This is a genomic window from Mesorhizobium sp. P170090, assembly GCF_057786115.1.
Map to the genome: position 1 here is coordinate 5744716 of NZ_JBYNWH010000001.1, position 26674 is coordinate 5771389.

27 protein-coding genes are annotated in these 26674 nt (G+C 63.0%); 18 read left to right on the forward strand and 9 right to left on the reverse strand.

Features of this window, described 5'->3' with window-relative positions; translation table 11 throughout:
• The gene (locus AC3EML_RS27730) at nt 1-1023 is read left to right on the forward strand and encodes a glycosyltransferase family 4 protein (RefSeq protein WP_023672027.1); all 1023 of its coding nucleotides are present in this window, start codon (nt 1-3) and stop codon (nt 1021-1023) included.
• Between the two features lie 10 nt (nt 1024-1033).
• On the opposite strand, the gene AC3EML_RS27735 is transcribed toward AC3EML_RS27730, so the two are convergent.
• The 3 genes from AC3EML_RS27735 to AC3EML_RS27745 form a co-directional block, all read right to left on the reverse strand.
• Complete coding sequence (locus tag AC3EML_RS27735; protein ID WP_023672028.1) at nt 1034-1393, reverse strand: tRNA-binding protein; 360 nt, start codon at nt 1391-1393, stop codon at nt 1034-1036.
• A 6-nt stretch (nt 1394-1399) separates the two neighbouring features.
• Nucleotides 1400-1900 (reverse strand): type III secretion system chaperone family protein, encoded by a 501-nt coding sequence (locus AC3EML_RS27740; RefSeq protein WP_006202532.1) that lies wholly within the window; start codon nt 1898-1900, stop codon nt 1400-1402.
• A gap of 316 nt (nt 1901-2216) precedes the next feature.
• Nucleotides 2217-2519, reverse strand: a complete 303-nt coding sequence (locus AC3EML_RS27745; RefSeq protein ID WP_023672029.1) for an accessory factor UbiK family protein — start codon at nt 2517-2519, stop codon at nt 2217-2219.
• Between the two features lie 397 nt (nt 2520-2916).
• On the opposite strand from AC3EML_RS27745, the gene AC3EML_RS27750 reads away from it, so the two are divergent.
• The 9 genes from AC3EML_RS27750 to AC3EML_RS27790 all read left to right on the forward strand — a co-directional run bounded on the left by AC3EML_RS27750 (nt 2917) and on the right by AC3EML_RS27790 (nt 10757).
• Nucleotides 2917-3156 carry a BrnA antitoxin family protein gene (locus AC3EML_RS27750; protein ID WP_023683720.1) on the forward strand — a complete coding sequence of 80 codons (240 nt, stop codon included), beginning with the start codon at nt 2917-2919 and terminating at the stop codon, nt 3154-3156.
• Nucleotides 3157-3259: 103 nt separating this feature from the next.
• Nucleotides 3260-4144 (forward strand): prolipoprotein diacylglyceryl transferase, encoded by an 885-nt coding sequence (gene lgt / locus AC3EML_RS27755; RefSeq protein WP_352521344.1) that lies wholly within the window; start codon nt 3260-3262, stop codon nt 4142-4144.
• Entirely contained in the window at nt 4141-5205 is a 1065-nt protein-coding gene (locus AC3EML_RS27760; protein WP_352521345.1) for a class I SAM-dependent methyltransferase, read from the forward strand. Before lgt ends, AC3EML_RS27760 begins: the two co-directional genes overlap by 4 nt.
• A 151-nt stretch (nt 5206-5356) precedes the next feature.
• Nucleotides 5357-6151, forward strand: coding sequence for a peptidoglycan editing factor PgeF (gene pgeF, locus AC3EML_RS27765; protein ID WP_023695793.1), 795 nt, complete (start codon nt 5357-5359; stop codon nt 6149-6151).
• Nucleotides 6151-7302: a M24 family metallopeptidase gene (locus AC3EML_RS27770; RefSeq protein WP_286488110.1), complete on the forward strand. Its 1152-nt coding sequence runs from the start codon at nt 6151-6153 to the stop codon at nt 7300-7302. Before pgeF ends, AC3EML_RS27770 begins: the two co-directional genes overlap by 1 nt.
• A gap of 55 nt (nt 7303-7357) precedes the next feature.
• Complete coding sequence (locus AC3EML_RS27775) at nt 7358-7954, forward strand: hypothetical protein (RefSeq protein WP_023686118.1); 597 nt, start codon at nt 7358-7360, stop codon at nt 7952-7954.
• A gap of 141 nt (nt 7955-8095) precedes the next feature.
• The gene (locus AC3EML_RS27780) at nt 8096-9031 is read left to right on the forward strand and encodes a ribose-phosphate pyrophosphokinase (RefSeq protein WP_023686119.1); all 936 of its coding nucleotides are present in this window, start codon (nt 8096-8098) and stop codon (nt 9029-9031) included.
• A gap of 92 nt (nt 9032-9123) precedes the next feature.
• Entirely contained in the window at nt 9124-9639 is a 516-nt protein-coding gene (locus AC3EML_RS27785) for a hypothetical protein (protein ID WP_352521346.1), read from the forward strand.
• A gap of 146 nt (nt 9640-9785) precedes the next feature.
• Nucleotides 9786-10757, forward strand: coding sequence for a Bug family tripartite tricarboxylate transporter substrate binding protein (locus AC3EML_RS27790; protein ID WP_023691573.1), 972 nt, complete (start codon nt 9786-9788; stop codon nt 10755-10757).
• Nucleotides 10758-10793: 36 nt separating this feature from the next.
• On the opposite strand, the gene AC3EML_RS27795 is transcribed toward AC3EML_RS27790, so the two are convergent.
• Complete coding sequence (locus AC3EML_RS27795; RefSeq protein WP_023711149.1) at nt 10794-11666, reverse strand: AraC family transcriptional regulator; 873 nt, start codon at nt 11664-11666, stop codon at nt 10794-10796.
• 203 nt (nt 11667-11869) lie between these two features.
• Here AC3EML_RS27795 and AC3EML_RS27800 point away from each other — a divergent pair, with 203 nt between their 5' ends.
• Together AC3EML_RS27800 and AC3EML_RS27805 are read left to right on the forward strand one after the other, a co-directional pair.
• Nucleotides 11870-13114 carry an MFS transporter gene (locus tag AC3EML_RS27800; protein WP_023670046.1) on the forward strand — a complete coding sequence of 415 codons (1245 nt, stop codon included), beginning with the start codon at nt 11870-11872 and terminating at the stop codon, nt 13112-13114.
• A gap of 141 nt (nt 13115-13255) precedes the next feature.
• On the forward strand, nt 13256-14170 hold the full coding sequence (locus AC3EML_RS27805) for an alpha/beta fold hydrolase (RefSeq protein WP_352497571.1): 915 nt from the start codon (nt 13256-13258) through the stop codon (nt 14168-14170).
• 98 nt (nt 14171-14268) lie between these two features.
• On the opposite strand, the gene AC3EML_RS27810 is transcribed toward AC3EML_RS27805, so the two are convergent.
• Nucleotides 14269-15111, reverse strand: a complete 843-nt coding sequence (locus AC3EML_RS27810; protein ID WP_155923731.1) for an alpha/beta fold hydrolase — start codon at nt 15109-15111, stop codon at nt 14269-14271.
• Nucleotides 15112-15260: 149 nt separating this feature from the next.
• Between AC3EML_RS27810 and AC3EML_RS27815 the strand changes: the two genes are divergently transcribed.
• Complete coding sequence (locus tag AC3EML_RS27815) at nt 15261-15692, forward strand: MarR family winged helix-turn-helix transcriptional regulator (RefSeq protein WP_023828119.1); 432 nt, start codon at nt 15261-15263, stop codon at nt 15690-15692.
• Nucleotides 15693-15714: 22 nt separating this feature from the next.
• Here AC3EML_RS27815 and AC3EML_RS27820 read toward each other — a convergent pair whose 3' ends face one another.
• The 4 genes from AC3EML_RS27820 to AC3EML_RS27835 form a co-directional block, all read right to left on the reverse strand.
• The gene (locus tag AC3EML_RS27820) at nt 15715-16476 is read right to left on the reverse strand and encodes a glutamine amidotransferase (RefSeq protein WP_352521347.1); all 762 of its coding nucleotides are present in this window, start codon (nt 16474-16476) and stop codon (nt 15715-15717) included.
• Between the two features lie 68 nt (nt 16477-16544).
• The gene (locus AC3EML_RS27825; protein WP_023701576.1) at nt 16545-17546 is read right to left on the reverse strand and encodes a rhamnose ABC transporter substrate-binding protein; all 1002 of its coding nucleotides are present in this window, start codon (nt 17544-17546) and stop codon (nt 16545-16547) included.
• Between the two features lie 46 nt (nt 17547-17592).
• Complete coding sequence (locus tag AC3EML_RS27830; protein ID WP_352521348.1) at nt 17593-18582, reverse strand: ABC transporter permease; 990 nt, start codon at nt 18580-18582, stop codon at nt 17593-17595.
• Nucleotides 18579-21140, reverse strand: coding sequence for an ATP-binding cassette domain-containing protein (locus AC3EML_RS27835; RefSeq protein WP_352521349.1), 2562 nt, complete (start codon nt 21138-21140; stop codon nt 18579-18581). Before AC3EML_RS27835 ends, AC3EML_RS27830 begins: the two co-directional genes overlap by 4 nt.
• Nucleotides 21141-21382: 242 nt before the next feature.
• On the opposite strand from AC3EML_RS27835, the gene AC3EML_RS27840 reads away from it, so the two are divergent.
• The 5 genes from AC3EML_RS27840 (at nt 21383) to corA (ending at nt 26660) form a co-directional block, all read left to right on the forward strand.
• Nucleotides 21383-22615 carry an ROK family transcriptional regulator gene (locus tag AC3EML_RS27840; protein WP_352521350.1) on the forward strand — a complete coding sequence of 411 codons (1233 nt, stop codon included), beginning with the start codon at nt 21383-21385 and terminating at the stop codon, nt 22613-22615.
• Between the two features lie 262 nt (nt 22616-22877).
• Nucleotides 22878-23522 (forward strand): 50S ribosomal protein L25/general stress protein Ctc, encoded by a 645-nt coding sequence (locus AC3EML_RS27845; protein WP_488505357.1) that lies wholly within the window; start codon nt 22878-22880, stop codon nt 23520-23522.
• Between the two features lie 21 nt (nt 23523-23543).
• The gene (pth, locus tag AC3EML_RS27850; RefSeq protein WP_023711142.1) at nt 23544-24284 is read left to right on the forward strand and encodes an aminoacyl-tRNA hydrolase; all 741 of its coding nucleotides are present in this window, start codon (nt 23544-23546) and stop codon (nt 24282-24284) included.
• Nucleotides 24285-24379: 95 nt separating this feature from the next.
• The gene (gene ychF, locus AC3EML_RS27855; protein ID WP_352521351.1) at nt 24380-25483 is read left to right on the forward strand and encodes a redox-regulated ATPase YchF; all 1104 of its coding nucleotides are present in this window, start codon (nt 24380-24382) and stop codon (nt 25481-25483) included.
• 202 nt (nt 25484-25685) lie between these two features.
• Nucleotides 25686-26660: a magnesium/cobalt transporter CorA gene (gene corA, locus AC3EML_RS27860; protein ID WP_023683700.1), complete on the forward strand. Its 975-nt coding sequence runs from the start codon at nt 25686-25688 to the stop codon at nt 26658-26660.
• Nucleotides 26661-26674 lie beyond the last annotated feature (14 nt).

Sequence of the window (26674 nt, forward strand, 5' to 3'; positions counted from 1 at the left end):
ATGCGCATCCTGATGGTCACCGACGCCTGGCGGCCGCAAGTCAACGGCGTCGTCCACACGCTGGAGCGGCTCACCGAAACGCTGAAAACCTTCGACGTTGCGGTCGACTTCCTGACCCCGAACATCTTTCGCACCTTGCCGTTGCCGACCTACCCCGACATCAGGCTGGCGCTGACCACGCCCGGCCATGTCGCGCGGCTGATCGAGGCTCGCAAGGCCGACCATATCCATATCGTCACCGAAGGCCCGCTCGGCATCATGGCGCGGCGCTATTGCCGCAATGCCGGCCGCCCCTTTACCACCAGCTATCACACCCGCTTTCCCGAATATCTGAGCGCCCGCCTGCCAGTGCCGGAGAGCTGGGCCTATCGCTGGCTGCGCGATTTCCACAATTCGGGACAAGGCACGCTGGTCGCCACCCAGTCGCTGGCGGAGGACCTTGCGTCGCGAGGCTTCACCAAGCTCAGGCCGTGGACGCGGGGCGTCGACACCGATCACTTCCGCCCGGACAAGAAGAAGGACCTCGGCTTTCCCGGCCCGGTATTCCTGTGCGTCGGCCGCGTCGCCATCGAGAAGAACCTGAGCGCCTTCCTCGATCTCGACCTGCCCGGCAGCAAGGTGATCGTCGGCGAAGGACCGGAACTGGCCAGGCTCAGGGCGAAATACCCGCAGGCGCATTTCCTCGGCCACCGGCCGAATGATGAGCTGGCCGAGATTTACGCTTCGGCCGATGTCTTCGTTTTCCCCAGCCGCACCGACACGTTCGGCAACGTCATCATCGAGGCGCTGGCCAGCGGCACGCCGGTGGCCGCCTATCCGGTCACCGGACCGATCGACATTGTCGGCGACGGCATCGGCGGCGCGGTGTCGACCGATCTGCGCGAGGCCTCGCTCGCAGCGCTCAATGTCGACCGCGCCGAGGCGCGCGAACGCGCCATGCGCTACAGCTGGAAAGCCTGCGCCGAAATGTTCATGGACACGGTCGAAGAGGCGCTGGGAACGAAGCGCAAGCTGGCGGCCTGACGCAATCTTCCTAAAACAACCTGCCGCCGTCCGGCACCTTGCGCTCGATGGCGCCAAGGACCACGGCGCCTTCCTCATCAGGGAAGCCGAGCGTGAGCACTTCCGACATGAACGGACCGATCTGGCGCGGCGGGAAATTCACCACCGCAAACACCTGCCGTCCCACCAGCGTTTCCGGCGCATAGTATTTCGTGATCTGTGCCGAGGATTTCTTCACGCCGATCTCAGGGCCGAAATCGATCTTCAGCTTGAAGGCGGGTTTGCGCGCCTCGGGGAAAGGCTCGGCCTCGACGATCGTGCCGGCACGGATGTCGACACGATCAAAATCGGCAAAGCTGATCTCGGGCTTGCGCGCGCTGCTCGAACTCATGGAAGCTCAAGCGTTGCCATAGGTCTCGAACAGGACACCGGCCAGCGCATCCTTGGCCGAGGTTCCCGACCAGACAACGAACTGGAAGGCCTGGAAATAGCATTCGCAGGCTTCAAGCGCCGACGACAAAAGCACCTCGACCTGCTGGCTCGACGGTTCGACCCCGCCGGCGAGCAGCAGTGACTGGCGAAACATGATCGCGCCCTCCTGCTCCCAGAGATCGAAATGGCCAAACAGCATCTGCTCGTTGATCAGCGACAAAAGCCGCATCACTTCCAGCGCGCGGGCTTCCGGCACCTTGATGTCGAAAGCACAGGCCAGATGCAGCGCCTCGAAGTCCTCCATCCATGAGAAGGAGACGTGATAGTCGGTCCAGCTGCCGGCAACCGAGATCGAGATTTCGTCATCGCCGGCCCGTTCGAAGGACCAGTCATTGTTATGGGCGACCTGCTCGATGACATCCACCGGATGGATTTCGCGGGAGAATTCGAGTTCGAGAAGTTCCATGGAATGCTTCCTGTGTTCAGGGGAGCGCCACACGCTCCGCGGGGCACACACGACGAACAATCTTGTCTTGAACTCGGACGGCCAGGACTTCACGACACAAAGACCCCGGACCGGACCCCACCGCCCGGCCGCATGACCCTGCTCCGAATCATGCAACAAATTCAGTCTATTGATCGGGAGTCGCGTGAACAGCCTAATTTTTCGCACTGCGTCATCAGCATGTGGAAAGGCGCTGTCACAAAGATTCATGCATTGCCGGTAAACGATTCACGGCAAAGCATTTTTTCGGATTGTGCTTTGTGGAAAAGTTCAAATTTTATTTTTTTGCTTTGGGCTTTGCCGCAGCCACAGGTGCGGCCTGTCCGGTCAATTCGGCAAGCCTGGCCTCGAGCGCATCGATGCGGGCGGCCAGCCTGGTGTTTTCTTCGCGGGCCTTGGCAGCCATGTCGCGGGCAGCCTCGAACTCCTCGCGCTGCACCACATCCATGGTGTTGAGGATGCGCTCGGCCTGCCCCTTGAAGGCAGTCTCCACCTCGCGGCGCACGCCTTGTGCGGCACCCGCGGCATCGGTCATCAGCTTGGCGAATTCATCGAGAATGCGGTTCGGTCCGGTCGACATGGCAAATCCTCGCTTGCTGGAATTGACGTAGTGGCACTGCCTGCGGAATGCAAGAACGTTGAAGCTGGTGCGGCTTCATGTCGGACGCGATTTGGCTCACGGTCCGGCCGACAGATTGCTATTATCGCAAATGGATTCTTGGAACGACGGTTGCCGTGACGGACAGTGCGGACTTGGAGAAGCGCTTTGCAGCACTCGATGCAGCACTCGCAAAGGGCATTTCGGATGCCAGTGCGGGCCGGGTCTAGCCTGGCGACGAGGTGCTGGACAGGCTTGAAGCCAAATACAGGGCAATGGCAGAGAGAACCAAGTGAAGTTACTGGTCTTCACAGACCAGCGGCCTAGTTTTCCTCACGACTTGCTCCAGGCAAGAGTCACTCTCATTCAGGATCAACCAATGGCAACGCCCCCGCGCCGACCGACCAATCCGATGGAAGCCGCTGAAGCGGCCTTCAAGCCGGTCAAGAAACCCGCGCCTCCCATTCGCGAACCCTCCGCCGCACCAAACGTTCGCGAGCTTGTCTCGATCAGGATCGATCGCGCCGTGCTCGACCATTTCCAGGAAGATGGCCCCGGCTGGCAAGACAGGATCAACGATGCGCTGAGGCAATTGGTCGCCGGCAAGCCGCAGGGTTGAGCCCATTATCTCTGACGATCAGGCTGTCGTCACCTTGCCTTGACCCCGCCAAAACCCTGCCGCATGGTCCGCGCCCTAACGCGAGCCCTCCCAGGAGATCCTGTTGAACGACTATTTCCCGCTGCCGATGGCGTCGCTGTCCTTCCCCAACATCGACCCGATCCTGGTTCAGATCGGCCCGCTGGCTGTGCACTGGTACGGCATCGGCTATATCGTCGGCATCCTGTTCGCCTCGTGGTACGCCAAGCGGCTCGTCACCAACACAAGGCTGTGGCCTGATGGCGTCTTGCCGATGAAGCCGATCGACCTCGACGATTTCATCGTCTGGGCCGCCGTCGGCGTCGTGCTCGGCGGACGCACCGGCTATGTGCTTTTCTACGATTTAAAGCGCTATATCGACCACCCGCTCGACATCTTCGCCGTCTGGCAGGGCGGCATGTCGTTCCATGGCGGCCTGCTTGGCGTCATCCTCGCCATGACGCTGTTTTCCCTCAAGCGCGGCATCCGCACCTGGACGCTGTTCGACGTGGTGGCAGCCGGCGTGCCGGTCGGGCTCGGCCTCGTCCGCATCGCGAACTTCGTCAATGCCGAACTCTGGGGTCGCGTGACCGACGTGTCGTGGGGCGTCGTCTTCTGCAACGAGCGTCTCCAGCAGACCGTGGCGGGTTGTGTCGCGGGCCTGGAGCCTCGCCATCCGAGCCAGCTCTACGAAGCGCTGCTCGAGGGCGCGGTGCTGTTCCTGGTCCTGCGCTTCCTCACCCATTCGCGGCTGAAGCTGAAGACGCCGCGCTTTGTCGGCGGCGCCTTCATTTGCGGCTACGGCCTGTCACGCATCTTCGTCGAGTTCTTCCGCGAGCCCGACCAGCAGCTCGGCTACCTCCTCGGCGGCTGGCTCACCATGGGCATGGTGCTGTCGCTGCCGATGGTGCTGGCCGGCATCTGGGCGATGGCCACAGCCAAACCGGCGCCGCAACCACAGCCGGCATGACACGGCTGAAGACCCGCATCGTCGACCTGATCGGCGCGCTCGGCCCCCTCCCCGTCAACGAGTACATGGCGCTCTGCCTGTTCGATCCCAGCGACGGCTACTACACCACGCGCGAGCCGTTCGGCGCCGCCGGCGACTTCGTCACCGCACCCGAGATCAGCCAGATGTTCGGCGAACTCGTCGCCGTCTGGCTCTATCAGGCCTGGCTGGCGATCGGCCGACCCCTGCCGGTCACCATCGCGGAGATCGGGCCTGGCCGCGGCACGCTGATGAAGGACATGCTTCGCACCCTGACGCGGCTCGATCCGGCTATCGCCGCCGGAGCCTCCTTCGCTCTGGTCGAGACCAGTCCGCGGCTGACCGAAATCCAGAAGCAGACGCTTGCCGAAACTTCGGTTGAGCTCGGCTGGCACGAAACCATCGCCACACTACCGCAGGCGCCGTTGCTGATTGTCGGCAACGAATTGTTCGACGCTGTGCCGATCCGCCAGTTCATCCGCGCCGGCGCCGGCTGGCGCGAACGGGTGATCGGCCTCGATGTCTCAGACGAGTTGAGCTTCTTCGCCGGCGCCGGCTCGGTCGAGGCGATGCTGCTGCCGGAAGACGCCGCCGAGGCGCCACAAGGCTCTATTTTCGAAATAGCACCGGCCCGCGCGGCACTGATGGCGACCATTGCCGAACGCATAGCCGACCACGGCGGCGCCGGGCTGTTCCCTGATTACGGCCATCTCCAGCCCGGTTTCGGCGACACATTGCAGGCTGTGCGCAGGCACGCCCCAGAAGATGTGCTGGCCAATCCCGGCGAAGCCGATCTCACCGCCCATGTCGACTTCGCGGCACTGGCCGCCGTCGTGCGGGCGCATGGCCTCGATGTGGAATTGGCGACGCAGGGCGACTTTCTGCTTGGCATGGGATTGCTTGAGCGAGCTGGCCAGTTGGGCAGCCAGGCAAGCCAAGAGGCACGACAAACCATTGCCGATGCCGTCGAGCGCCTGGCCGGACCCGACGGCATGGGCACGCTGTTCAAAATCCTGAAAATCCTGCCGCATCAGCCAGTCTGACCCTCAGAGATCGTTACAAGCCGTCCCGCCATGTCGCTTGTGGTCGCATGCCTGCTTTTGGCCAATGCAAAGTCGACGCAGCAGCACTGTCGCAATCACTCGGCCGAACTTCGCCTTGACGAAAACGCCGGCGCGGACAACAAACCCATCCATGCTGAATCAGACCAAACCGGATCCTGTTCGCTCGCCGCTGCTGGAAGCGGCCAAGCCGCGAGGTATCCGCCATGGCTATTTCACCCGTATCGGCGGCGTCTCCGGCGGCATCTATCAGGGACTTAACATCGGCACCGGGTCGGATGACGATCAGATGCTGGTCGCCGAGAACCGCCGCCGCGTCGCTGCCTGGATGGGTGTGCCGGCCAGCCATCTCCTGACCGCGCATCAGGTCCACTCGCCCGATGTCGTTATTGCCAGGGAACCCTTTCCCGGCCCGCGGCCCAAGGCCGACGCCATCGTCACCGACCGGCCGGGCATCGCCATCGGCGCCTCGACGGCCGATTGCGGCCCGGTGCTGTTCGCCGATGCGCAAGCGCGCATCATTGGCGCTGCACACGCCGGCTGGAAGGGCGCTTTCACCGGTGTGCTTGAAAACACCATTGCCGCGATGGAAAGCCTCGGCGCCCGCCGTGAGCGCATCATTGCGGTTCTCGGTCCTTCGATCGGCCCCGACAATTACGAGGTCGGGCCGGAATTCGTCGCCCGTTTCGTCGAAGCCGATGCCGAAAACATCGGCTATTTCGCGCCTTCGGCCAATCCGGCGCATGCAATGTTCGATCTCAACCTCTATACGGTCGACCGGCTGAAGAAGGCTGGCGTGACCGCGCAGGGGCTTGGCCGCTGCACCTATGCCGAGGAGGATCTCTTCTTTTCCTACCGGCGCGCGACGCATCGCAAGGAACCGGACTACGGTCGGCAGGTTTCGGCAATTGTTTTGGAGAACGGATAATGGCGCTGCATTTCGAACGGTCGGAATTTGACGCCCGGCGTGACCGGTTGATGATCGAGATGACGGAAAAGAGGCTCGATGCTGTACTGCTTTTCGCCCAGGAGAGCATGTACTGGCTAACCGGCTACGACACGTTCGGCTTCTGTTTCTTCCAGTGCCTGGTTGTGAAGGCTGACGGCTCGATGGTGCTGCTCACCCGCTCGGCCGATTTGCGCCAGGCGCGCCACACATCGATCATCGACAACATCGTGCTGTGGACCGACCGCGACGGCGCCAACCCGGCGGTCGACCTGCGCAACCTGCTCAACGACCTCAATCTCCTCGGCGCCCGCATCGGCGTCGAATACGACACCCATGGCCTGACCGCCTTCAATGGCCGCCGCGTCGACGAGCAGCTGCAGACCTTCGGCCAGATCGCCGACGCCTCCGGTATTGTCGGCCGTCTGCGCCTGTTCAAGAGCCCGGCTGAAATCGCCAAGGCCGAAAAGGCCGCCAACCTTTCCGACGACGCGCTCGACGCGGCCCTGCCGCTGATCAAGCAGGGCGGCGACGAAGCGCTGATCCTTGCCGCCATGCAGGGCGCGGTGTTTGCCGGCGGCGGCGACTATCCGGCCAATGAATTCATCATCGGCTCGGGCATCGACGCGCTGCTCTGCCGCTACAAGGCCGGGCGCCGCAAGCTGACCAAGAACGATCAGCTGACGCTCGAATGGGCCGGCGTGTTCCATCACTATCACGCGCCGATGATGCGCACCGTGCTGACCGGCAAGGCGTCGAAGCGCCATCAGGAGCTGTTCGACGCCGCCCGCGCGGCTCTTCTGGCGGTCGAGAAGGCGATGACGCCCGGCAACACCTTCGGCGACGTCTTCGACGCGCATGCCCGCACGCTGGAGGCGCACAGCCTGACCAAGCATCGGTTGAACGCCTGCGGCTATTCCGTCGGCGCCCGCTTCACCCCGTCCTGGATGGATATGCCGATGTTCTACCAGGGCAATCCCGAGCCGATCGCGCCCAACATGACATTGTTCGCGCACATGATCATCATGGACTCCGAAACCGAGACGGCGATGACGCTTGGCCGCACCTACCTGACCACCGAATCCCAGCCGAAGCCGCTTTCACGCCATGATCTCGACTTGATCGTACAGTGAATCCATAATGGTTGGTCCACGCGGGGGCGTTCGCGACTAAGGAGTTTTCGGGCAGATGAGACGATCGCATGTGACGACCGTGTCATTGCTCGCAGCGCTTGTGCTGGCCGCTTGCACCAATGCCAAGGACGTCCTTGAGCCGTCCGCCATCACGCCGCCGGCAGCCTCGGCCCAACCGGCTCAGCCCTTGGCTGCCCCGGGCATCGCGCCCGCCGCCACACCAGCGCCGGCCGTCGGCGCCACGACACCCGCCAACCCCGCGCAGAGCGCCGCCGCTTTGTCGAAGACCCGGCTGCAGATCGCGCCGATCGTCGGCGCCTCCGTGGAAGCGGCAACGCCGCTGACGGCCGAACTGCAGACACGCGCCAAGCAGCGCGGCATCACCCTTGCCGGCAGCGCCGACCAGGCCGCCACCCATGTGCTGAAGGGCTACTTCTCGACCATGACGGAAGGCAAGGATACCACCGTTATCTATGTCTGGGACGTCTATGACCCCGCTGGCAACCGTCTACACCGCATCAATGGCCAGCAGAAGGCGCCCTCGGTCAATGCCGCCGAAGGCTGGCCCGCGGTTGCACCCGCTACCATGCAGGCGATCGCCGACCAGACGATCGACCAGTTCGCGGCCTGGCTCGGCGGCAGCGCCGGCTGATCCGCCTGTTACCGGCTTCCGTTCACTGTTGACGTTTTTGAGATTAGCCGGCGGATTCCCGTCAACGAGGCTTGCAATACCGGCACGGCTCGCTACAAGCCCGATTAAGAGGACCTCCCCATCCTTCGCCAGGAACGGTGCATGAAGCTTTTCGCGGGCAATTCCAACCGGGTGCTGGCCGAAGCGGTCGCCCGCTATCTCAATGTCCCGCTGGGCAAGGCCAGCGTCAGACGCTTCGCCGATCAGGAAATCTTCGTCGAAATCCAGGAAAACGTGCGCGGCGAGGATGTCTTCATCCTGCAGTCGACCTCGTTCCCGACCAACGATCATCTGATGGAACTGCTCATCATGATCGATGCCTTCATGCGCTCCTCGGCCAAGCGCATCACCGCGGTCATCCCCTATTTCGGTTACGCCAGGCAGGATCGCCGGGCCTCGGGCCGCACACCGATCTCGGCCAAGCTGGTCGCCAACATGATCACCCGCGCTGGCGTCGACCGCGTTTTGACGCTCGACCTCCATGCCGGCCAGATCCAGGGTTTTTTCGACATTCCGACCGACAATCTGTTCTCGGTGCCGGTGATGGCCCGCGACGTGAAGGCAAAATACAAACAGCTTGCCAATGTCGTCGTCGTCTCGCCCGATATTGGCGGCGTGGTGCGCGCCCGCGCGCTCGCCAAACGCTTCGACGCACAACTGGCCATCGTCGACAAGCGCCGCGAACGTCCCGGTGAATCCGAAGTGATGAACATCATCGGCGCGGTCGCCGGCAAGGATTGCCTGCTGATCGACGACATCGTCGATTCCGGCGGCACGCTGTGCAACGCCGCCGATGCGCTGCTCGCCAACGGCGCTACCAGCGTCACCGCCTATATCACCCACGGCGTGCTGTCGGGCGGTGCGGTCGCCCGGATCAGCGGCTCGAAGCTGCAGGAACTGGTGATCACCGATTCCATCCAGCCGACGCAAGGCGTGCTCGACGCCCCGAATATCCGCGTCATCTCCATCGCCGACCTGATGGGCGAGGCGATTTCGCGCACAGCGACCGAAGAGTCCGTGTCGAGCCTGTTCGATTAATCCATGTTGCCCAAAAGCGTGCCCACGGGCCTAGCTCGGGGGTAATCTCGTTTTGGAATCTGCCCCAAACCGTCGTGAAAGGAGCGCAACTGATGCGCAATCGAATCAAGGCTGCAGGCATCGCAGGAATGCTTCTCGCAATCGGCATCGCGAGCGCGGCCTATGCGCCGACAATCGCTCCGGTTTCGACCGCGCAGGCGCAAACGGAATATCTTCCCACCGAAAAGGATTTCATCGGCAAATGGAGCATCGCAGGGTCCGCAATCCGGCCACCGCGTGATCTGAAAGAGCCGGCGAAGCCCGACCAGGAAGCGGCTGCGACAGAATTTCAGCAGACTGTGACCGCCTTTTATGGCGCCTTCGACTATCTGGAGATCACGGCGGACGGCCGCTACGATTTTCACCAACCGGGTGACCCGGCATCGGGGCCTTGCGTCTGGTGCGGGACATGGTCGTTCAAGAACGAATCCCTGTGGCTCGAACTGGACACGGCGCCCAGGCTCGACATCTACGCCGAGGGCGGCGACATGCAGATGACCTACACGGCCGAGCCTGAAGAGACGTCACGATACAAATGGCTTGTTTTCAGCTGGACCAAGGCTGATTGAACTGAGGGGTGAGGCGTTCTCGCGCACGCCAACCGAAGCATCGGTGTCAAGCCCGATCTCCTGAGGCGGGCAGTCAGTCCATGGTTGCATTGTGCGAGGAGTTCACCATGGCCATACTGCCCCTCCAATCAACGGAGGAGTAGCAGATGCGGCGTAGGACTTTGCTCGGGCTCGCGGTTTCCATCGCAGCCACCCTTTCAGCACCGGCGGCTTGGGCCGCCGATTTTCCGGACCGGACCATCACCATGGTTGTCCCCTTTTCCGCCGGTGGCTCGACGGATCTGGTCGCGCGCCTAGTCGCCAACAAGATGTCCGAAAAGCTGGGCCAGCAGATTGTCGTCGAAAATGTCGGCGGCGCCGGGGGCAGCATCGGCGCTGCCCAGGTCGCCCGAGCCGAACCGGACGGCTACACGATCCTGATGGGCACGGTCGCAACCCACGCGCTCAACCCGCTGATCCTGAAGACAAAGCCCTACGACGCGGAGAAGGATTTTGCGCCGATATCGTTGCTCGTGCTGGTGCCAAACGTCCTGGTCGTAAACCCTGAATTCCCCGCCAAGGACGTCAAGGAACTGATCGAGATGCTGAAGAAGGACCCGGACAAATATGCCTACGCCTCATCAGGCAATGGCACCCCGCTGCATCTCTCCGGCGAGCTTTTCAAGACGATGGCCGGCGTCAGTATGCAGCACATTCCCTACAAGGGCGCCGGACCGGCCTTGAACGACGTTATCGGCAATCAGGTGCCGATGATGTTCGACAACCTCCCCTCTTCATCGGGCCATATCAAGAGCGGGACGCTGAGAGCGCTTGGCGTCACCACCAAGGAGCGCGTTCCCTCCTTCCCCGACATACCGGCCATTGCCGAAACCATTCCCGGCTATGAAACCTACAGCTGGAACGCTCTGTTCGCGCCCGCAGGCACGCCGCCGGAGGTCGTCGCCGTTCTTCAGAAGGCGGCAGTTGAAGCCCTGAAAGACCCTGATGTGATCGCCCGCATGGCCCAGTTCAGCGCCTCGATAGTGGCCTCCACCCCGGAAGAGCTTGGAGCGCATGTGAAGGCCGAACTCGCCAAATGGGAACCGATCGTCAAGGCCAGCGGCGTTCAGCTGGACTAGGGCCTACGACAAAGTGCTGCGGGCTTTTTCCTGGCGCTACGGCGCCGGGGCCTCAAGTCGAGGCTGAGCCCGCCGCATGCCTTCGTCGCGGGCGCCGCGCATATAGCCGCGCGGCGAGGCCCCGAGCATGCGCTTGAACATGGTTATGAATGCCGGCACGCTGTCATAACCGAGGTCGAGCGCCACCCTGGTGATCGGCTCGCCATCGGCGAGCCTGGGAAGTGCCGCAAACAGGCAGGCCTGCTGGCGCCAAGTCGACAAGGACAGTCCGGTCTGGCGCTGGAAGGCGCGGGTGAAGGAGCGCCGGCTCATCCCCGCGGCATCGGCCCACTCGTCGATCGTGGCATGCGGCGACGGTGCCGCCACGAAGCGTCGGCAGAGCGCCGCCAGCCTGGGATCAGACGGGAACGGCAGGCCGAGCGGCCGTTCCGGCAAGGTCGGGATCTCGTGCAGCAAGAGGTTCATGATCAACCCGCCGCGGCCTTCCAGTTCGCCACCTTGCGGCAGCTTTTCCGATTCTACGATCAGGCTGTGCATCAGCTCGGTGACGCCGACGACACGCAAGCCTTCCGGCAGGCCGGGGATAGCGCCCGGCATGACATAGACCGAGCGCATCGAGACGTCGCCCAGCATTTCGACAGAATGCTCGGTGCCGGCCGGTATCCACATTGCGTGGTCGGGCGGCACCATCCAGCGCCCGTACCTGGTCGTCACCAGCACGACACCGACCAGCGCATGCAGCAGTTGGCTGCGGCTGTGGCGGTGTTGCGGCACGAGGTAACCGTCCGGATATTCGGTCGGCAAAGCCACCGCCGGCCCGGAAACCTCCTCCAGCCACTGCCAGCGGCTTTCGTGCAATCGGCCGAGATCGGCATTGCCGGCGCGGAAGATGTCCCTGCCATGTGGCATCGGCTATGGCCCACTTGCGAAACTATTGGACCAAACCACGAAAGAAGTCGCCTCGCAAGCGGCTTATAAGGCAGCCATCCCCAAGGCGCTCCGCAGGGGCGTCGCCCAAGCGCTTCAGACGAGCGTCCTTAAGGCGGTCCGCGGGAGCGGCCGCCAAGCCTGCCCGCGGGCAAACACCCGCCAAAAAGACCTCGGAGCCTGCCTTGACCGATACGACAGCCACCAGCATTGCACCGCAGCCAAGCGCCAGCCTCCCTTCAGCCCAGGCGACCGCCTTCACCGTCATTCTGGCGGTGAGCTTTTGCCACGGCATCAACGACATCATGCAATCGCTGCTGCCGGCGATCTATCCGCTGCTGAAAGAGAATTACGGTCTCGATTTCTGGCAGATCGGTCTTCTGACCTTCACCTTCCAGGTCACGGCGTCGCTGCTGCAGCCGGTCATCGGCATGATCACCGACAAGCGGCCAATGCCCTATTCGCTGCCCTACGGCATGGCGTCCTCGCTGATTGGCCTGATCGTTCTGGCCTATGCCGGCCACTATGCGCTGCTTCTGGTCGGCGCCTCGCTGATCGGAATCGGCTCGGCGATCTTCCATCCGGAATCCTCGCGCATTGCCCGCTTTGCCTCCGGCGGCCGCTTTGGCCTGGCGCAATCTTTGTTCCAGGTCGGCGGCAATTTCGGCCAGTCGATGGGGCCGCTGCTCGCTGCCTTCATCGTTGTGCCCTTCGGCCAGACCAGCATTTCATGGTTCGCCGTCGGGTCTCTGATCGGCATCATCGTTTTGTCGCGGGTCGGCGGCTGGTACAGCCGGATGCGCGCCGCGCAGGGCAATCGCAAGGCGGCAAGCTTCGTCTCCCCCTTCCCGCGCAAGAAGGTGATGGGAGCGCTGGCGGTGCTGACGCTGCTGGTGCTGACCAAGAACGCCTACATCGCCTCGCTCTCCAGCTACTACACCTTTTATTCCATCCATAAGTTCGGCGTGTCGGTGCAGATGAGCCAGGTCATGCTGTTCCTGTTCCTCGGCGCCTCGGCGCTGGGCATCCTGCTCGGCGGACCGTTCGGCGACCGCTACGGCCAGAAGGCGATGATCTGGTTCTCGATCGTCGGCGTGCTGCCGTTCACGCTGGCGCTGCCCTACGCCAATTTCGAATGGACGATGGTGCTGACGGTGCTGATCGGCCTGATCCTGTCCTCGGCCTTCTCCAACATCGTCGTGTTTGCGCAGGAGTTGGTGCCGGGACGTGTCGGCACCATCGCCGGGATCTTCTTCGGCTTCGCCTTCGGCATGGGCGGCATTGCAGCCGCCGTGCTCGGCGTCGTCGCCGACATGAAGGGCATCGATTTCGTCTTCCAGATCTGCTCGTATCTGCCGCTGCTCGGCCTGCTGACGGTGTTCCTGCCCAACATGAAGGAAGCCAGGAAGGCGCAAGCGGCGGCCAGATAAAACCGGTCGATTTTGCGGATTTGACGCAGGGCGCGGCATTGCTGCGCCCTCTGTGATTCTTTCACCATGCGCTGGTTGAAAAGCCTGCTAGAGATAGTCATCAACGAAGGCTTGGGGCCTTCGACGTCTCTGGGGGATGACATGCGCAAGATCGTATTGGCCGTATTGGGTGTGCTTCTTGTTACCTTGCCGGCGACGGCACGCATCGTTCCCTTTCCGCCGGGTTTCAAGACGCAGTCCGTCGGAACCAACGGCACCAAACTCTATGTGCGCGTTGGCGGCAAGGGTCCCGCCGTCGTGCTGCTGCACGGCTTTGCCGATACCGGAGACATGTGGGGCGCCGCGGCCATCGCCCTCGCAAAGGACCACACCGTCATCGTGCCGGACCTGCGCGGCATGGGTCTGTCGGCCCACCCGGAAGCGGGCTACGCCAAGAAGAACCAGGCCGTCGACATCGCCGGCGTGTTGGATGCCCTGAAGATCGACAAGGCAGATCTCGTCACCCACGACATCGGCAACATGGTCGGCTATGCGCTCGCCGCTCAGTATCCCAAGCGCATCACCAAATGGGTCATCATCGATGCGCCGCTGCCCGGCATCGGCGATTGGGAAAAGATCAAGCAAAGCCCGCTGCTTTGGCACTTCAACTTCCGCGGCCCGGATATGGAGCGGCTGGTCGCAGGGCGCGAGCGCATCTATCTCGATCGCTTCTACAACGAACTGTCGGCAGACCCCAAGAAGATCGACGAGGCCACGCGCAAGCACTACGCCAGACTCTATGCCCGCCCGCATGCGATGCATGACGCTTTCGAGCAGTTCAAGGCGTTTGACCAGGACGCGATCGACAACCAGGCGATGCTTGCCGCCGGCGGCAAACTGACCATGCCGGTGCTGGCTGTCGGCGGTGAAAAATCCGCCGGCACCACGCAGGCCGATCTCCTGCGGCTTGTTGCGACCGATGTCACGGGCGGCATCGTGCCCGCTTCCGGACACTGGATCATGGAGGAAAACCCCGACGACACCGTCAAACTGATCACTGGTTTTCTCGATAAATAGGCACTGTCCCGCTGACATTTCGACGAAAGCAAATGCACCCGCCCGGCGGCGGGTGCCTTGCCTATCCAACTGGACGATGTCTATTCAACTGAACGATTCTACGCCTTGAAGAACGCCAGCAGGTCGGCATTGATGACATCGGCATGGGTCGTCGCCATGCCGTGCGGGAAGCCCTTGTAGACCTTGAGCTCGCCCTTTTTGAGCAGCTTGACAGCCAGCAGCGCGGAGTCGGCGATCGGAACGATCTGGTCGTCGTCGCCATGCATCACCAGCACCGGCACCTCGATGGCCTTCAGATCGTCGGTGAAGTCGGTTTCCGAGAACGCCTTGATGCAATCGTAATGCGCCTTGGTGCCGCCCATCATGCCCTGGCGCCACCAATTCTCGACGACAGCCTGCGACACCTGGGCGCCGGGGCGGTTGAAGCCGTAGAACGGGCCGGCCGCAACATCGTGGAAAAACTGGGCGCGGTTGGCTGCCTGGGCGGAGCGGAAACCATCGAACACCTCGATCGGCAGGCCACCCGGATTGGCCGCCGTCTTCAGCATGATCGGCGGCACCGCGCCGAGCAATGCGGCCTTGGCGACACGGCCACCGGAGCCGTACTTCGCGACATAACGGGCCACTTCGCCGCCACCGGTGGAATGGCCGACATGGATGGCGTCTCTGAGGTCGAGATGCGCCGCAAGTTCCGCGACATCGGCGGCATACGTATCCATCTCGTTGCCGGTATCGGTCTGGGTCGAGCGGCCATGGCCGCGCCGGTCATGGGCAATGACGCGGTAGCCCTTGGACAGGAAGAACAGCATCTGGGCGTCCCAGTCGTCGCTGCTCAGCGGCCAGCCGTGATGGAAGACGATGGGTTGTCCCGTTCCCCAATCCTTGTAGAAAATTTCGGTGCCGTCCTTGGTGGTGATCGTGCTGCTGCCGGGCTTGGTCATCTCGCTCTCCATTGATTGCTTCCGCGATAATCAATATCGCGATAACCATAAGACTAGCGCAGGTCCAAATCCTTGTCTACAGAAAAATATATCGCGATATCATTTTTCGTGGTACATATTGATGTGCTCAGTCGGCAAAGGAATGCCTCGTGCCTCTCCCGTTGGACAACCAGCTCTGCTTCACGCTTTACGCCACCAGCATGGCAATCAATCGCACCTACAAGCCCATGCTGGACGAGATGGGCATCACCTATCCGCAATATCTCGTGCTGAACGCACTTGCCGAAGCCGGCGGGATGTCGGTCGGCTCGATTGCGCACAGGCTCGCTTTGGAATCGAGCACCATCACGCCGCTGTTGAAGCGCATGGAACAGGCCGGTCTCGTCACCCGCCAGCGCAGCCAGACGGACGAGCGCCAAGTGCAGGTCGACCTGACGCCTGCCGGCCGCGCGCTGCTCGTCCAGTGCAACTGCCTCAACGAAACCCTGATCGAACGCTCGGGCATGACGATGGCTGATCTCGATGCCTTGAATCGGCGGATCCAGGCGCTGCGCGAAGCGTTGAGCAGCAAGCCGGACTAGCTGCCCTACAAACACGCCAGGCTTAATCCTTGCCGGCCAGCCAGCGCATGATGTTGGCCATCAATATGCCGTAGAGCGGCCATCCCAAAAAATCCTGCGACAGCCAGTGTGGGCCGATGTCGGTCGCCCACGCGACGGTGCGGCCACGGCCATGCTCACGAACCGCAAGCAGCGGCCAGTCCGTGCCGCGATACTGGCAGGTCGCCAGAAGCTGGGACGAGCCGTCGCGCCTGAAATCGAGTTTGTTCATGCCGAGGATCGGCGGCAACGGACCCGCGACACCGGCAAGGATCGGATGCGACGCCTGAAGGATCGACGGCTGCAGGCCTTGCGGCACTTCCAGCCCGTCCGAGAATGGCAGGCAGCGCACGGGCAGCACGTCCTCGACCGGGGTGTCGTGGAAACGCGCCGTGCCGAACATGCCTTGGAACCCCATATAGCCTCCGGCCAGCATCAGCCCGCCGCCGCTTTCGACATAGGCCTTGAGGACCTCGAGGCGGTTGACGCCAATGCGCCCGGCGCGGGCCTCCGGCGTGACCAGCAAGGTCAGCGCGCCGACATCGGAGATCACCACCGCCTGGTATTCGGCCAGCGCGTCGAGGTCATACGGAAATTCGGCCGCGCAGCGATCGCCACCGATCTGCGTCACCGCTATGCCCTCTGCCGCAAGTGCGGCATTGAAGGCCGTCGCGCCATTCACCCATGTCGCACTTGTCAGAACGTCGCCGCCGACAGCGACCGACGTCGTCGCCGCGAAGGTCTCGCCTGCCAGCAAGAGTTTCATCGTCGCCCTCACGCTTTTCGACTGAGCGGGCGCCGGCTTGAACCGGCGCCCGCCGGGCCTTGGGAGGCTTAGAACTTGAACTCGGCCAGGTTTTCCGGCGTCACGATCTTGGCCGGGCCGAGGATCAGTTCGCCGCTGGCGCCGATCGTGTACTCGCCGAGCCTGCCTGCCGTGAACTTCTCACCTTCCTTGCCGGTGATCTTGCACTGCGCCAGCGCCTGGGCCGCCTGATAGGTCAGGTAGCCGAGATCGGTGACATTCCACCAGATATCCTGGGCAGCGCCATCCTTGATGTATTTCGAAATCAAAGTGGCCGGCGCAAGGCCGGTCAGCTTGACCTTGCCGATCATACCGGCTTCCTCGAGTGCGCGCGCGGCCGCCGGAAGGCCTATGCCTGCCGGCACGATGATCACCTTGAGATCCGGAAACGCCTGCACCAGCGCCAAGGCCTGCTGCTGGTTGACCTGCTCGCTCTCCTCGCCATAGGCGACCTGCACCAGTTTCATCTTGGCGTATTTCGGCTCTGCCGCCATCTTCGCCTTCATGAAGTCGATCCAGGCGTTCTGGTTGGTCGCCGTCGGCGTCGACGACAGGATGGCGAACTCGCCTTCGCCGCCGCTGAGGTTGAATGCGCTTTCCAGCATCATTTCGGCCAGACTGTCGCCCTTCACCTGGTTCACGAACACCGCGCGCGCATCGGCCGCGACGTCGGAATCGTACGAGATCACCCGGACGCCTTGCTGAACGGCGCGCTTCAGCGCAGGCGCAACGGCATTGGCGTCGTTGCCGGCGATAGCGATGACGCCGACCTTCTGCGACACAAGGCTGTTGATGAATTCGATCTGTGCCTCGGCCGTCGCCTGCGACGGGGCGACCTGGGTGGCGGTGCCGCCAATTTCCTTCGCCGCCTCTTCGGCGCCGCCGAAAGCCACCTTGAAGTAGGGATCGGTGTCGAGCTTGGGCAGGAAGCCGACGGTCACCGGTTCCTTGGCGCATTCCTGGCTGTAGGCCAGCGAGGCCGGCGCAAGCAGAACCGCGGATGCGAGCAGGGCTATTCTAAACGCTTTCATTGTGTCTCCTCCGTCAGAATTCGGGCTTGAAGAAAGGGGCCCGAGATCACCCCTTGGTTTCGCGCAGGACGCGCGATCTTGACAGCCGCTCCTCCAGGGAGCGCCAGTAATTGCCGACCAGCAGCGAGCCGATCAGAAGCAGGCCGATGATCATGCCTTGAGCGTCGCCGCCGATCTGGTTGAGCGCCAGCACATTTCGGATGATGGCGATCAACAGCAGCGCCAGCATGACCCCCGTGAGCCGCCCCTTACCACCGAAGACGCTGACGCCGCCGAGCAGCACGATGGTGATGACATCGAGCTCCATGCCGAGCGCATTGTTGGCGCGGGCGTTGGAGAGGCGCGCGGTATAGACGATGCCGGCGATGGCTGCGACCATGCCCGAAACGACGAACAGCTTCAGCACCATTTTGCGCGTATCGATGCCGGAATAACGCGCCACTTCGGGGCTGCCGCCGAGCGCATAGATGCGCTTGCCGGTCGGCGTCTTCTGCAGCACCACCGCGAAGATCGGCGCCAGCAGCAGGAACGGCACGATGGTCCACGGGATTTGTGTGCCCGGCAGATTGCTGATGCCGAAATCGACGACCGCCGGCGGCAATATGTTGACCGAACCGGTGCCGAGCAGGATGTAGCCAATGCCCCGATAGAGCGCCATGGTGCCGAGCGTCACCACCAGCGACTGCAACCCGAGGCCCGACACCAGATAGCCGTTGAAGGCGCCGAGCAGGCCGCCGAAGACGAGCGTCAGCGGAATGGCGGCCAGCGTCGGCACGCCAGCCTGGACAAGCAGGCCAAAAATCACGGATGTCAACGCCAGCACCGAGGCGATCGACAGGTCGATCTCACGGGTGATGATGAGCAGCGTCATCGGCAGGATCAGCAACGCCTTTTCCGAGGCGCTTGCGGCCAATTGCGAGAGGTTGAAGCCGGAGACGAAATTCGGCACGAAGACCGCCGCATAGACGAAGACAGCGAGGCAGGCGGTCGCCAGCAGCAGATCCCAGAAGTCGATCGAGCGGATAAACTTTCTCATCTCGCCCTCGCCTGTCTTGCCTGTTCGGCACGCCGCGCGATGAAGGTGTCGATGCCGATGGCAACCAGGATCACCAGGCCATAGACGCCCTGCAGCCAGAGCGGGTCGACGCGCACCAGCGTCAGCCCGTTCTTGATGACCAAGAGCGTGAGCGCGCCAAGGATGATGCCGAGCAGCGTGCCCGAGCCGCCGCGGATGGCGACGCCGCCGACCACCGCAGAGGCGATCACCGTGAGTTCGAAGCCGAGCGCGACGCGGGCATCGATGGTGGCGTAGCGCGAAGCCCACAGGGCGCCGCACAGGCCGCCTAGCAGGCCGGCCATGCCGAAGGCCAGCAGGATGCGCCGGTCGACCGGAATGCCGATCAGCCTTGCGCCGTCCGGGTTGGAACCGGTGGCAAACAGCTCGCGCCCGGTTGCGGTGCGATAGAGCAGCACATAGCCGGCGCACAGGATGACAATAGCGATGATGACGATCAGCGGCACGCCTGCGATCTTCAGCCCGGTCATGTCGAGCCAGGCTTGCGTGACTTCGTCGGCGCTGACCTGGTCGCCCGCCGCCCAGATCGAGTTGAAACCGCGGATGATCGACATCGAAGCCAGCGTCACGACGATGGCCGGGATCTTTCCCCTGGTAACGACAAGGCCGTTGAGCAGTCCGGCAAAGCCGCCGACCGCGCAGGCGGTGATCAGGCCGATGCCGATGTCCAATCCGGGATAGGCCTGAACCATGCTGGCCGCCATATAGGCGGAGAGGCCGATCACAGCTGCGATCGACAGGTCGATGTTGCGGGTGATCAGCACCAGCATCTGCGCCAGTGCGGCGACAATCAGCAAGGCCGCGTCCATCGACACAGCGGTGAGGTTCGCCGCGCTCACCATGCGCGGGTTGATGATGGTGACCGGAATGGCGACGGCGAGCATTGCCGCAAGCAGGCCGAATTCCCGCCGCTTCAGAAAATCGAACGGTTCTTTTGCCTTTTCCTCCTCGGCGGCGCGTTCTATCTGCGCTGCCTGGCCGGCACGTTCATCGGTCCTGGTCGCCGCTTCCAGTACTTTTTCCTGCGTGGCTTGCCCGCGCGAAAACTCGGCAGTCTGGCGGCCTTCGCGCAGCACGATAATGCGGTCGCACATGCCGATCAGTTCGGGCATCTCTGACGAGATCAGCAGGATCGCCATGCCTTGCGCGGCAAGGTCAGCAATCATTGCATGCACTTCCGCCTTGGTACCGACATCGATGCCTTGCGTCGGCTCGTCGAGGATGAGCACGCGCGGCTCGGTGCGCAGCCATTTGGCCAGCACCACCTTCTGCTGGTTGCCGCCGGATAACTCTTTCACCGGCTGCCCATAACCGGAAAAGCGCAGCTTCATGCGCTTCAGCCAGTCCGCTACCAGACCGATGGCGCGGTCGGTGCCGTAGAGACCGCGTTGTGCGGCCTTGTCGAGAACAGGTAGCACCGCATTGTCGAGGATGGAGAAATCCATCACCAGGCTCTGGCCCATGCGATCTTCCGACACATAGGCGATGCGCGCATCCATGGCGTCGCGCGCCGAGGCGAACTGCACGGGCTTGCCGTCGATCAGGATTTCGCCGGCGTCGGGCCGGTCGATACCGAACAGCACGCGCGCAATCTCGGTGCGTCCGCTGCCGACCAGACCGCCAAGGCCGAGCACCTCACCTGCGTGAAGCTTGAGGTCGATGCCGGTAAAGCCGCCGGCGCGCGAAAGTCCCTTCCCCTCCAGCACCAGCGCGCTTGAGGCATGGCGCCGTTCGGGATAGAGGTCGGTGACTTCACGCCCGACCATCATGCTGATGGCGGCAGCACGGCCAAGCTCGGCCTTCGGCTTGACGCCGATCAGGCGCCCGTCGCGCAGCACCGCGATGCGGTCGGCGATGCGGAAGATCTCGTCCATACGGTGGCCGACGAACATCATCGCCACGCCGTGCAGCCTGAGATCGGCAACGACGGAAAACAGCCGCTCGACCTCGCGCTGCGACAGCGCCGCCGTCGGTTCGTCCATGACCAGCACGCGCGCATCCAGCGATAGCGCCCGGGCAATCTCGACCAGTTGCTGTTCTGAGGTGCGCAGTGTTCCCAGCCGCGTTGCCGCCGGAACGCGGAGGCCGACGGTCGCCAGCACCTTGCGGGCGCCGGCCAGCATGGCGGCATTGTCGATGCCGCCAAAGCGGTCGCGCGGCATGTGGCCGAGATAGATGTTCTCCGCCACCGACAGATCGGGAAACAGGCCAGGATGCTGGTGCATGACCGCAATGCCGGCCGCCTGCGCGTCATGCGGCGAATGGAAGACGGCTGATTTGCCGTCAACCTCGACATGACCGCTGGTGGGAGAATGCACACCGGCCAGAAGCTTCACGCAGGTGCTCTTGCCGGCGCCGTTTTCGCCAAGCAGCGCCAGCACCTCGCCGGAGCGCAATTCGAAGGAGGCGTCCTTGAGCGCAATCGTGCCGCCGAAAGCCTTCGTCGCCTGAACCAGGGCAACAGGAACAGCCCGCACCACCGCAGCGTCGGCTTCGCTTTGTGTGCCCGAGTGCAGCACGTCTCCTCCCTGACTAGTTATTTTTTCAATTTGCTATATTAAATAGCGCAAAGGCGCAACGGCAAAATTGACTTCCATGGTTCCGACGCGCACTGTCGCCGCCAACATAGGCACCGCAGGGTGCGCTCGGCCGCAGGTGGTTTGCGGGCTTCGCGCCGGGAACGGGACATTTGGGGAGTGTGCGGGTTTTGTCAGGGAAAGGCAGCAATTCTGTCAAAGTTCGGCACTATAATGAGCGTTTCGTGCTCGACGCCATCCGTCGCCTCAAGGAAGCCTCCAAGTCCGATCTGGCGCGCGCGGCAAGCCTGACGCCGGCGGCCGTCGCTGCCATCGTCGACGGCCTGGAATCTTCCGGATTCGTAAAGCAAGTGGGAAAAAGGTTCGGGCAGCGCGGTTCGCCCTCCACGCTGTACCGGCTGACGCCGGAGCGCATCTACAGCGTCGGCATCAAGATCGGCCGGCGTGCGCTTGAAGCCGTTCTGGTCGACTTCGCCGGTGAAATCCGCGCAAGAGAGTCGCACGAATACCGCTTCCCCGATCCTGATTTGGTGCTGAAGGCCGGCAACATGGCGCTGGCCACCTTCGAAAAGCTGGTGGATGGGCTTGGCGATGCCAGCATAGTCGGCGTCGGCATTGCCTCACCCTATTTCCTCGGCGGCTGGAGCGAGGAACTCGGCTTTCCCGACGATCTCGGCAGCCGCTGGGAGGCGATCGACCTGACGACATGCTTTGCCACGCCGGCGAAGACGCCGGTGTTCGTGGAAAACGACGCCACGTCGGCGGCGCTGGCCGAACTTGTCCAGGGCGCCGGCGCCCGCTTTCGCGATTTCATGCACATCTCGATCGACACTTTTGTCGGCGGCGGCCTGGTGCAAGGCGGCAGGGTCCATACCGGGCCGCATGGCAACAGCGCTGCCCTCGGACCCTTGCCGGTCTCGCCCTCAAGCCTCGATTCGGTGGCGGCGAAGCCTGCGCGCTACCAGAGCCTGCTGCATCGCGCCTCGATCTATGTGCTGGTCAATCACCTGAGGTCGCGCGGCGTGGTGATCAATCGTGTGCGGGAACTCGATCCGTTGCCAGCCGAAGCGCGCGTGCCGCTGTTCGAATGGATCGACGATTGTGCGAGCGCGCTGGTCGAGGCGATCATCGCCATCACCTCCATCATCGACATCGAGGCCATCGTTCTCGACTCGATCCTGCCCAGGCCGATCCATCTCGAACTGCTGGCAAGGGTGCAGACCCAGTTCAACCAGGCCAGCGCAATCGGCATCGTGGCGCCGGAGATCGTGTCGGGGCAATTCGGCCCTGAGGCCTCCTCGATCGGCGCTGCCATGCTTCCGTTCTCGGCGCTGCTGGCGCCCGACAGCGGCGTGCTCATGATCGGCAAGGACCGGACGAAACTGCTGAGCGCTCTGTCCACGCTCGGTGGCGCCAAGGGAAACGGATCAAATCCGCCCGCCGACCTGCCGGCCTGAGCGCAATGCGGCGCCCAACGCAGGATCGGCCGCCCTTGCCCGCCGTGGCTTGCACCCTTTCCCGCCTTCCGCTATAGAGCCGCCACCCGCGTAGACACCCTTGGAGGCAACGCGGCGGAAGGCTGCCTTCCCTTGTGATCCCGAACAAAGTTCCGCGTATGCGGTTTCTGGCATTCGGACATCCAGGCCTGGCGGCTTTCGACGTTTACGGTCCAGGCACACTGCCACCGCAAACGCTCCATAAAACGCGAAAGGAAATGCCATGAGCCACGATACTTACGAGCTCAAGGCCGAAGCGCGCGAACAGGTCGGTAAGGGGTCCGCCCGTGCAGTTCGCCGCAACGGTAAAGTGCCTGCAGTTATTTACGGCGACAGACAGCCTCCCCTGGCGATTGCGCTGAACTACAAGGACGTCTTCTACAAAATCCATGGCGGCGGGTTTTTGACCACGATCGCCACGATCGATGTCGACGGCAAGAAAATCCAGGTTCTGCCCAAGGATTTCCAGCTCGACCCGGTCAAGGATTTCCCGGTCCATGTCGACTTCCTGCGCATCGGCAAGGACACCGAGGTCAACGTCGACGTGCCTGTCCACTTCATCAATGAAGACAAGTCGCCCGGCATCAAACGCGGCGGCGTGCTCAACATCGTGCGTCACGAAGTCGAGTTCCACTGCCCGGCCAATGCGATCCCGGAATTCATCACCGTCGATCTCACCGGCGCCGACATTGGCAATTCGATCCACATCTCGGCGGTTACCTTGCCGGCCGGCGTCAAGCCGGTGATCTCCGATCGCGATTTCACCATCGCGACCATTGCCGGCTCCTCGGCGATGAAGCCGGAGACGGAAGAGACGGCGGAAGCGGCAGCCCCCGAAGCGGCGGCTCCTGCTGCCGAAGAGAAGTAATTTTCGGGCCCGGAGTTCACGATGCTTGTCTTTGCAGGCCTCGGCAATCCGGGCGCGAAATACGCTGATAACCGGCACAATGTCGGCTTCATGGCGGCGGACGCAATTGCCCGCCGCCATTCGTTTTCGCCCTGGTCGAAGAAGTTCCAGGGCCTGATCGCCGAAGGCACGATTGCCGGCGAAAAGATTCTTCTGATCAAGCCGCAGACCTTCATGAACCTGTCGGGACAGCCGGTCGGCGAAGCCCTGCGCTTCTACAAGCTCGGCCCCGAGGCGCTGACCGTCTTTTACGACGAGATCGACCTGCCGGCCGGCAAATTGCGGGTCAAGGTCGGCGGTGGCGCCGGCGGACACAACGGCATCCGTTCGCTCGACCAGCATGTCGGCAAGAACTTTCGCCGCGTGCGCATCGGCGTCGGCCATCCCGGCGTCCGGGAAATGGTGCAGTCCCATGTGCTCGGCGATTTCGCCAAGGCCGACCGCGAATGGCTGGACGTGCTGCTCGACACCATCGCCGACGATGCCGGGCTGCTGGCCAAGGGCGACGACAGTTCCTTCATGAACCGCATTACTCTGGCCCTGCGTGACAAGCTGGTGCCGACCAGCGACGACGACCGGCCGCCGCCCAAGGCGCCGAAGGCTGAAGGTCCAAAGGCTCAAAGCCACATCCGCCAAGCACGGCCACAGCAGGCGCCGGCCAAGCTGCCGGAAAGCGGCCCGATGGCCGCCATGCTGAAGAAACTGTTCGGCAAGAAGGACTGAGCGTCGATAGGATCGGGACTGCGGGGCTTGACGTTGCTCACCCCTATCGCCCATAGCCCTCATCAAATTTCTAGTTTCCCGATAGGACCGGACACATGGGTTTCAAATGCGGCATCGTTGGCTTGCCCAACGTCGGCAAGTCGACGCTTTTCAACGCGTTGACCAGGACGGCGGCGGCGCAGGCCGCCAACTATCCGTTCTGCACCATCGAACCGAACACCGGCGAGGTGGCGGTGCCCGATCCGCGGCTGCAGAAGATCGCCGCGATCGCCAAGTCGAAAGAGATCATCCCGACCCGCATCTCCTTCGTCGACATTGCCGGCCTGGTGCGCGGCGCCTCCAAGGGCGAAGGGCTGGGCAACCAGTTCCTCGCCAACATCCGTGAGGTCGACGCCATCGTGCATGTGCTGCGCTGTTTCGAGGATGACGACATCACCCATGTCGAGGGCAAGATCGACCCTGTCGCCGACGCCGATACGGTCGAGACCGAGCTGATGCTCGCCGACCTCGACAGCCTCGAGCGCCGCATCGTGCAGATCCGCAAGCGCGCCGGCAGCAAGGACAAGGAAGCAACCACCGTGCTGCCGATGATGGAGGCAGCACTCGAGCTCCTCCAGACCGGCAAGCCGACCCGCATCCTGCTCAAGGGCATTTCAGCGGAAGACCTGCGCATCCTGCAGGGACTGAACCTCTTGACCTCGCACCCCGTGCTCTATGTATGCAACGTCGCCGAAGCCGACGCCGCCACCGGCAACGAGCACACCAGGGCCGTGGAAAAGATGGCGACCGCGCAGGGCGCCGGCACCGTGGTGATCTCAGCCGCGATCGAGGCCGAAGTCGCCCAGCTCTCCGACGAGGAAGAGATGGAGTTCCTGTCCTCGCTCGGCCTCGACGAACCTGGCCTCAACAAGGTCATCCGCGCCGGCTACGATCTGTTGCATCTCATCACCTATTTCACCGCCGGGCCGAAGGAGACGCGCGCCTGGACGATCCACAAGGGCGACAAGGCCCCGCAGGCGGCCGGCGTCATCCACACCGATTTCGAGCGCGGCTTCATCCGCGCCCAGACCATCGCCTATAACGACTACGTCACACTGGGCGGCGAAGTGGCGGCCAAGGAAGCCGGCAAGGCGCGCGACGAAGGCAAGGAATATGTCGTCCAGGACGGCGATGTCCTGCTGTTCAAGTTCAATACCTGAGGCGCCGCGGCTGGCGCGCTGACCGCGGCCGATCACGGCTTCGTCAAGTGGAGAGCCGGCATGCCGCGTCGCTTGACTGCCCTTGGCACCGGGTCTATGGCCGTTTGCATGCGACTTGGCCGTCCCCGTGGGAGCGGCGGAGCGTGCAAGACCCATCGCTATCAAACGAAACCTCTTGGGCTCAACCAACGGAGATTCGGCGATGATCAAGGCCTTCGTCGTCGACAATGATCGCCTGCGCCTCGCCGACGATCTCGTGGCCAATGGCGATCACGTCGTCTGGGCCGACCTTCTCAACCCGACCAAGGAAGAAGAAACAGCGATCGAGACCTGGCTCGGCGTTGCCATCCCGACGCGCGAGGAGATGGAGGAGATCGAGATTTCGAGCCGCCTCTACATCGAGGACGGCGCCTACTTCATGACCGCCACCTTGCCGGCGCAGACCGAAATCGATGATCCCTTGATGTCACCGGTTACCTTTGTGCTTGCCGGCCCGAGACTGGTCACCATCCGCTATCATGAGCCGAAGGCGTTCAAGACCTTTCCCCTGCGCGCCGAGAAGGTGGCGACAGGCTGCACCACCGGCAACACCATCCTGATCGGCCTGCTGGAGGCGATCGTCGATCGCCTAGCCGATATTCTCGAACGCGCTGGCCGTGACATCGAGACGATCTCGCGCGATATCTTCGAAGCGCGGTCGACCAAGGTGAACAAGCGCAATCGCGACTTCCAGGAACTGCTCAAGGCCATCGGCCGCAAGGAGGACATTGCCTCCTCGATCCGCGACAGCCTTATCTCGCTGCAGCGCCTCACCGGCTTCCTTGCCCATGTCGCGACCCAGATCAAGATGAGCAAGGACGTCCGCGCCCGCATCAAGACAGTATCGCGCGACGTGCTGTCGCTCGCCGACCACGCCACCTTCCTGTCGCAGAAGATCTCGTTCCTGCTCGACGCGACGCTCGGCATGATCTCGATCGAGCAGAACGCCATAATCAAGATCTTCTCGGTCGCCGCCGTCATCTTCCTGCCGCCGACGCTGGTGGCTTCGATCTACGGCATGAATTTCGACGTCATCCCGGAGCTGAAATGGGAGCTCGGCTATCCCTTCGCCATCGGCCTGATGATCCTGTCGGCGATCCTGCCGTTCTGGTATTTCCGCCGCCGCGGCTGGTTGTAGGCCCAATAGAATTT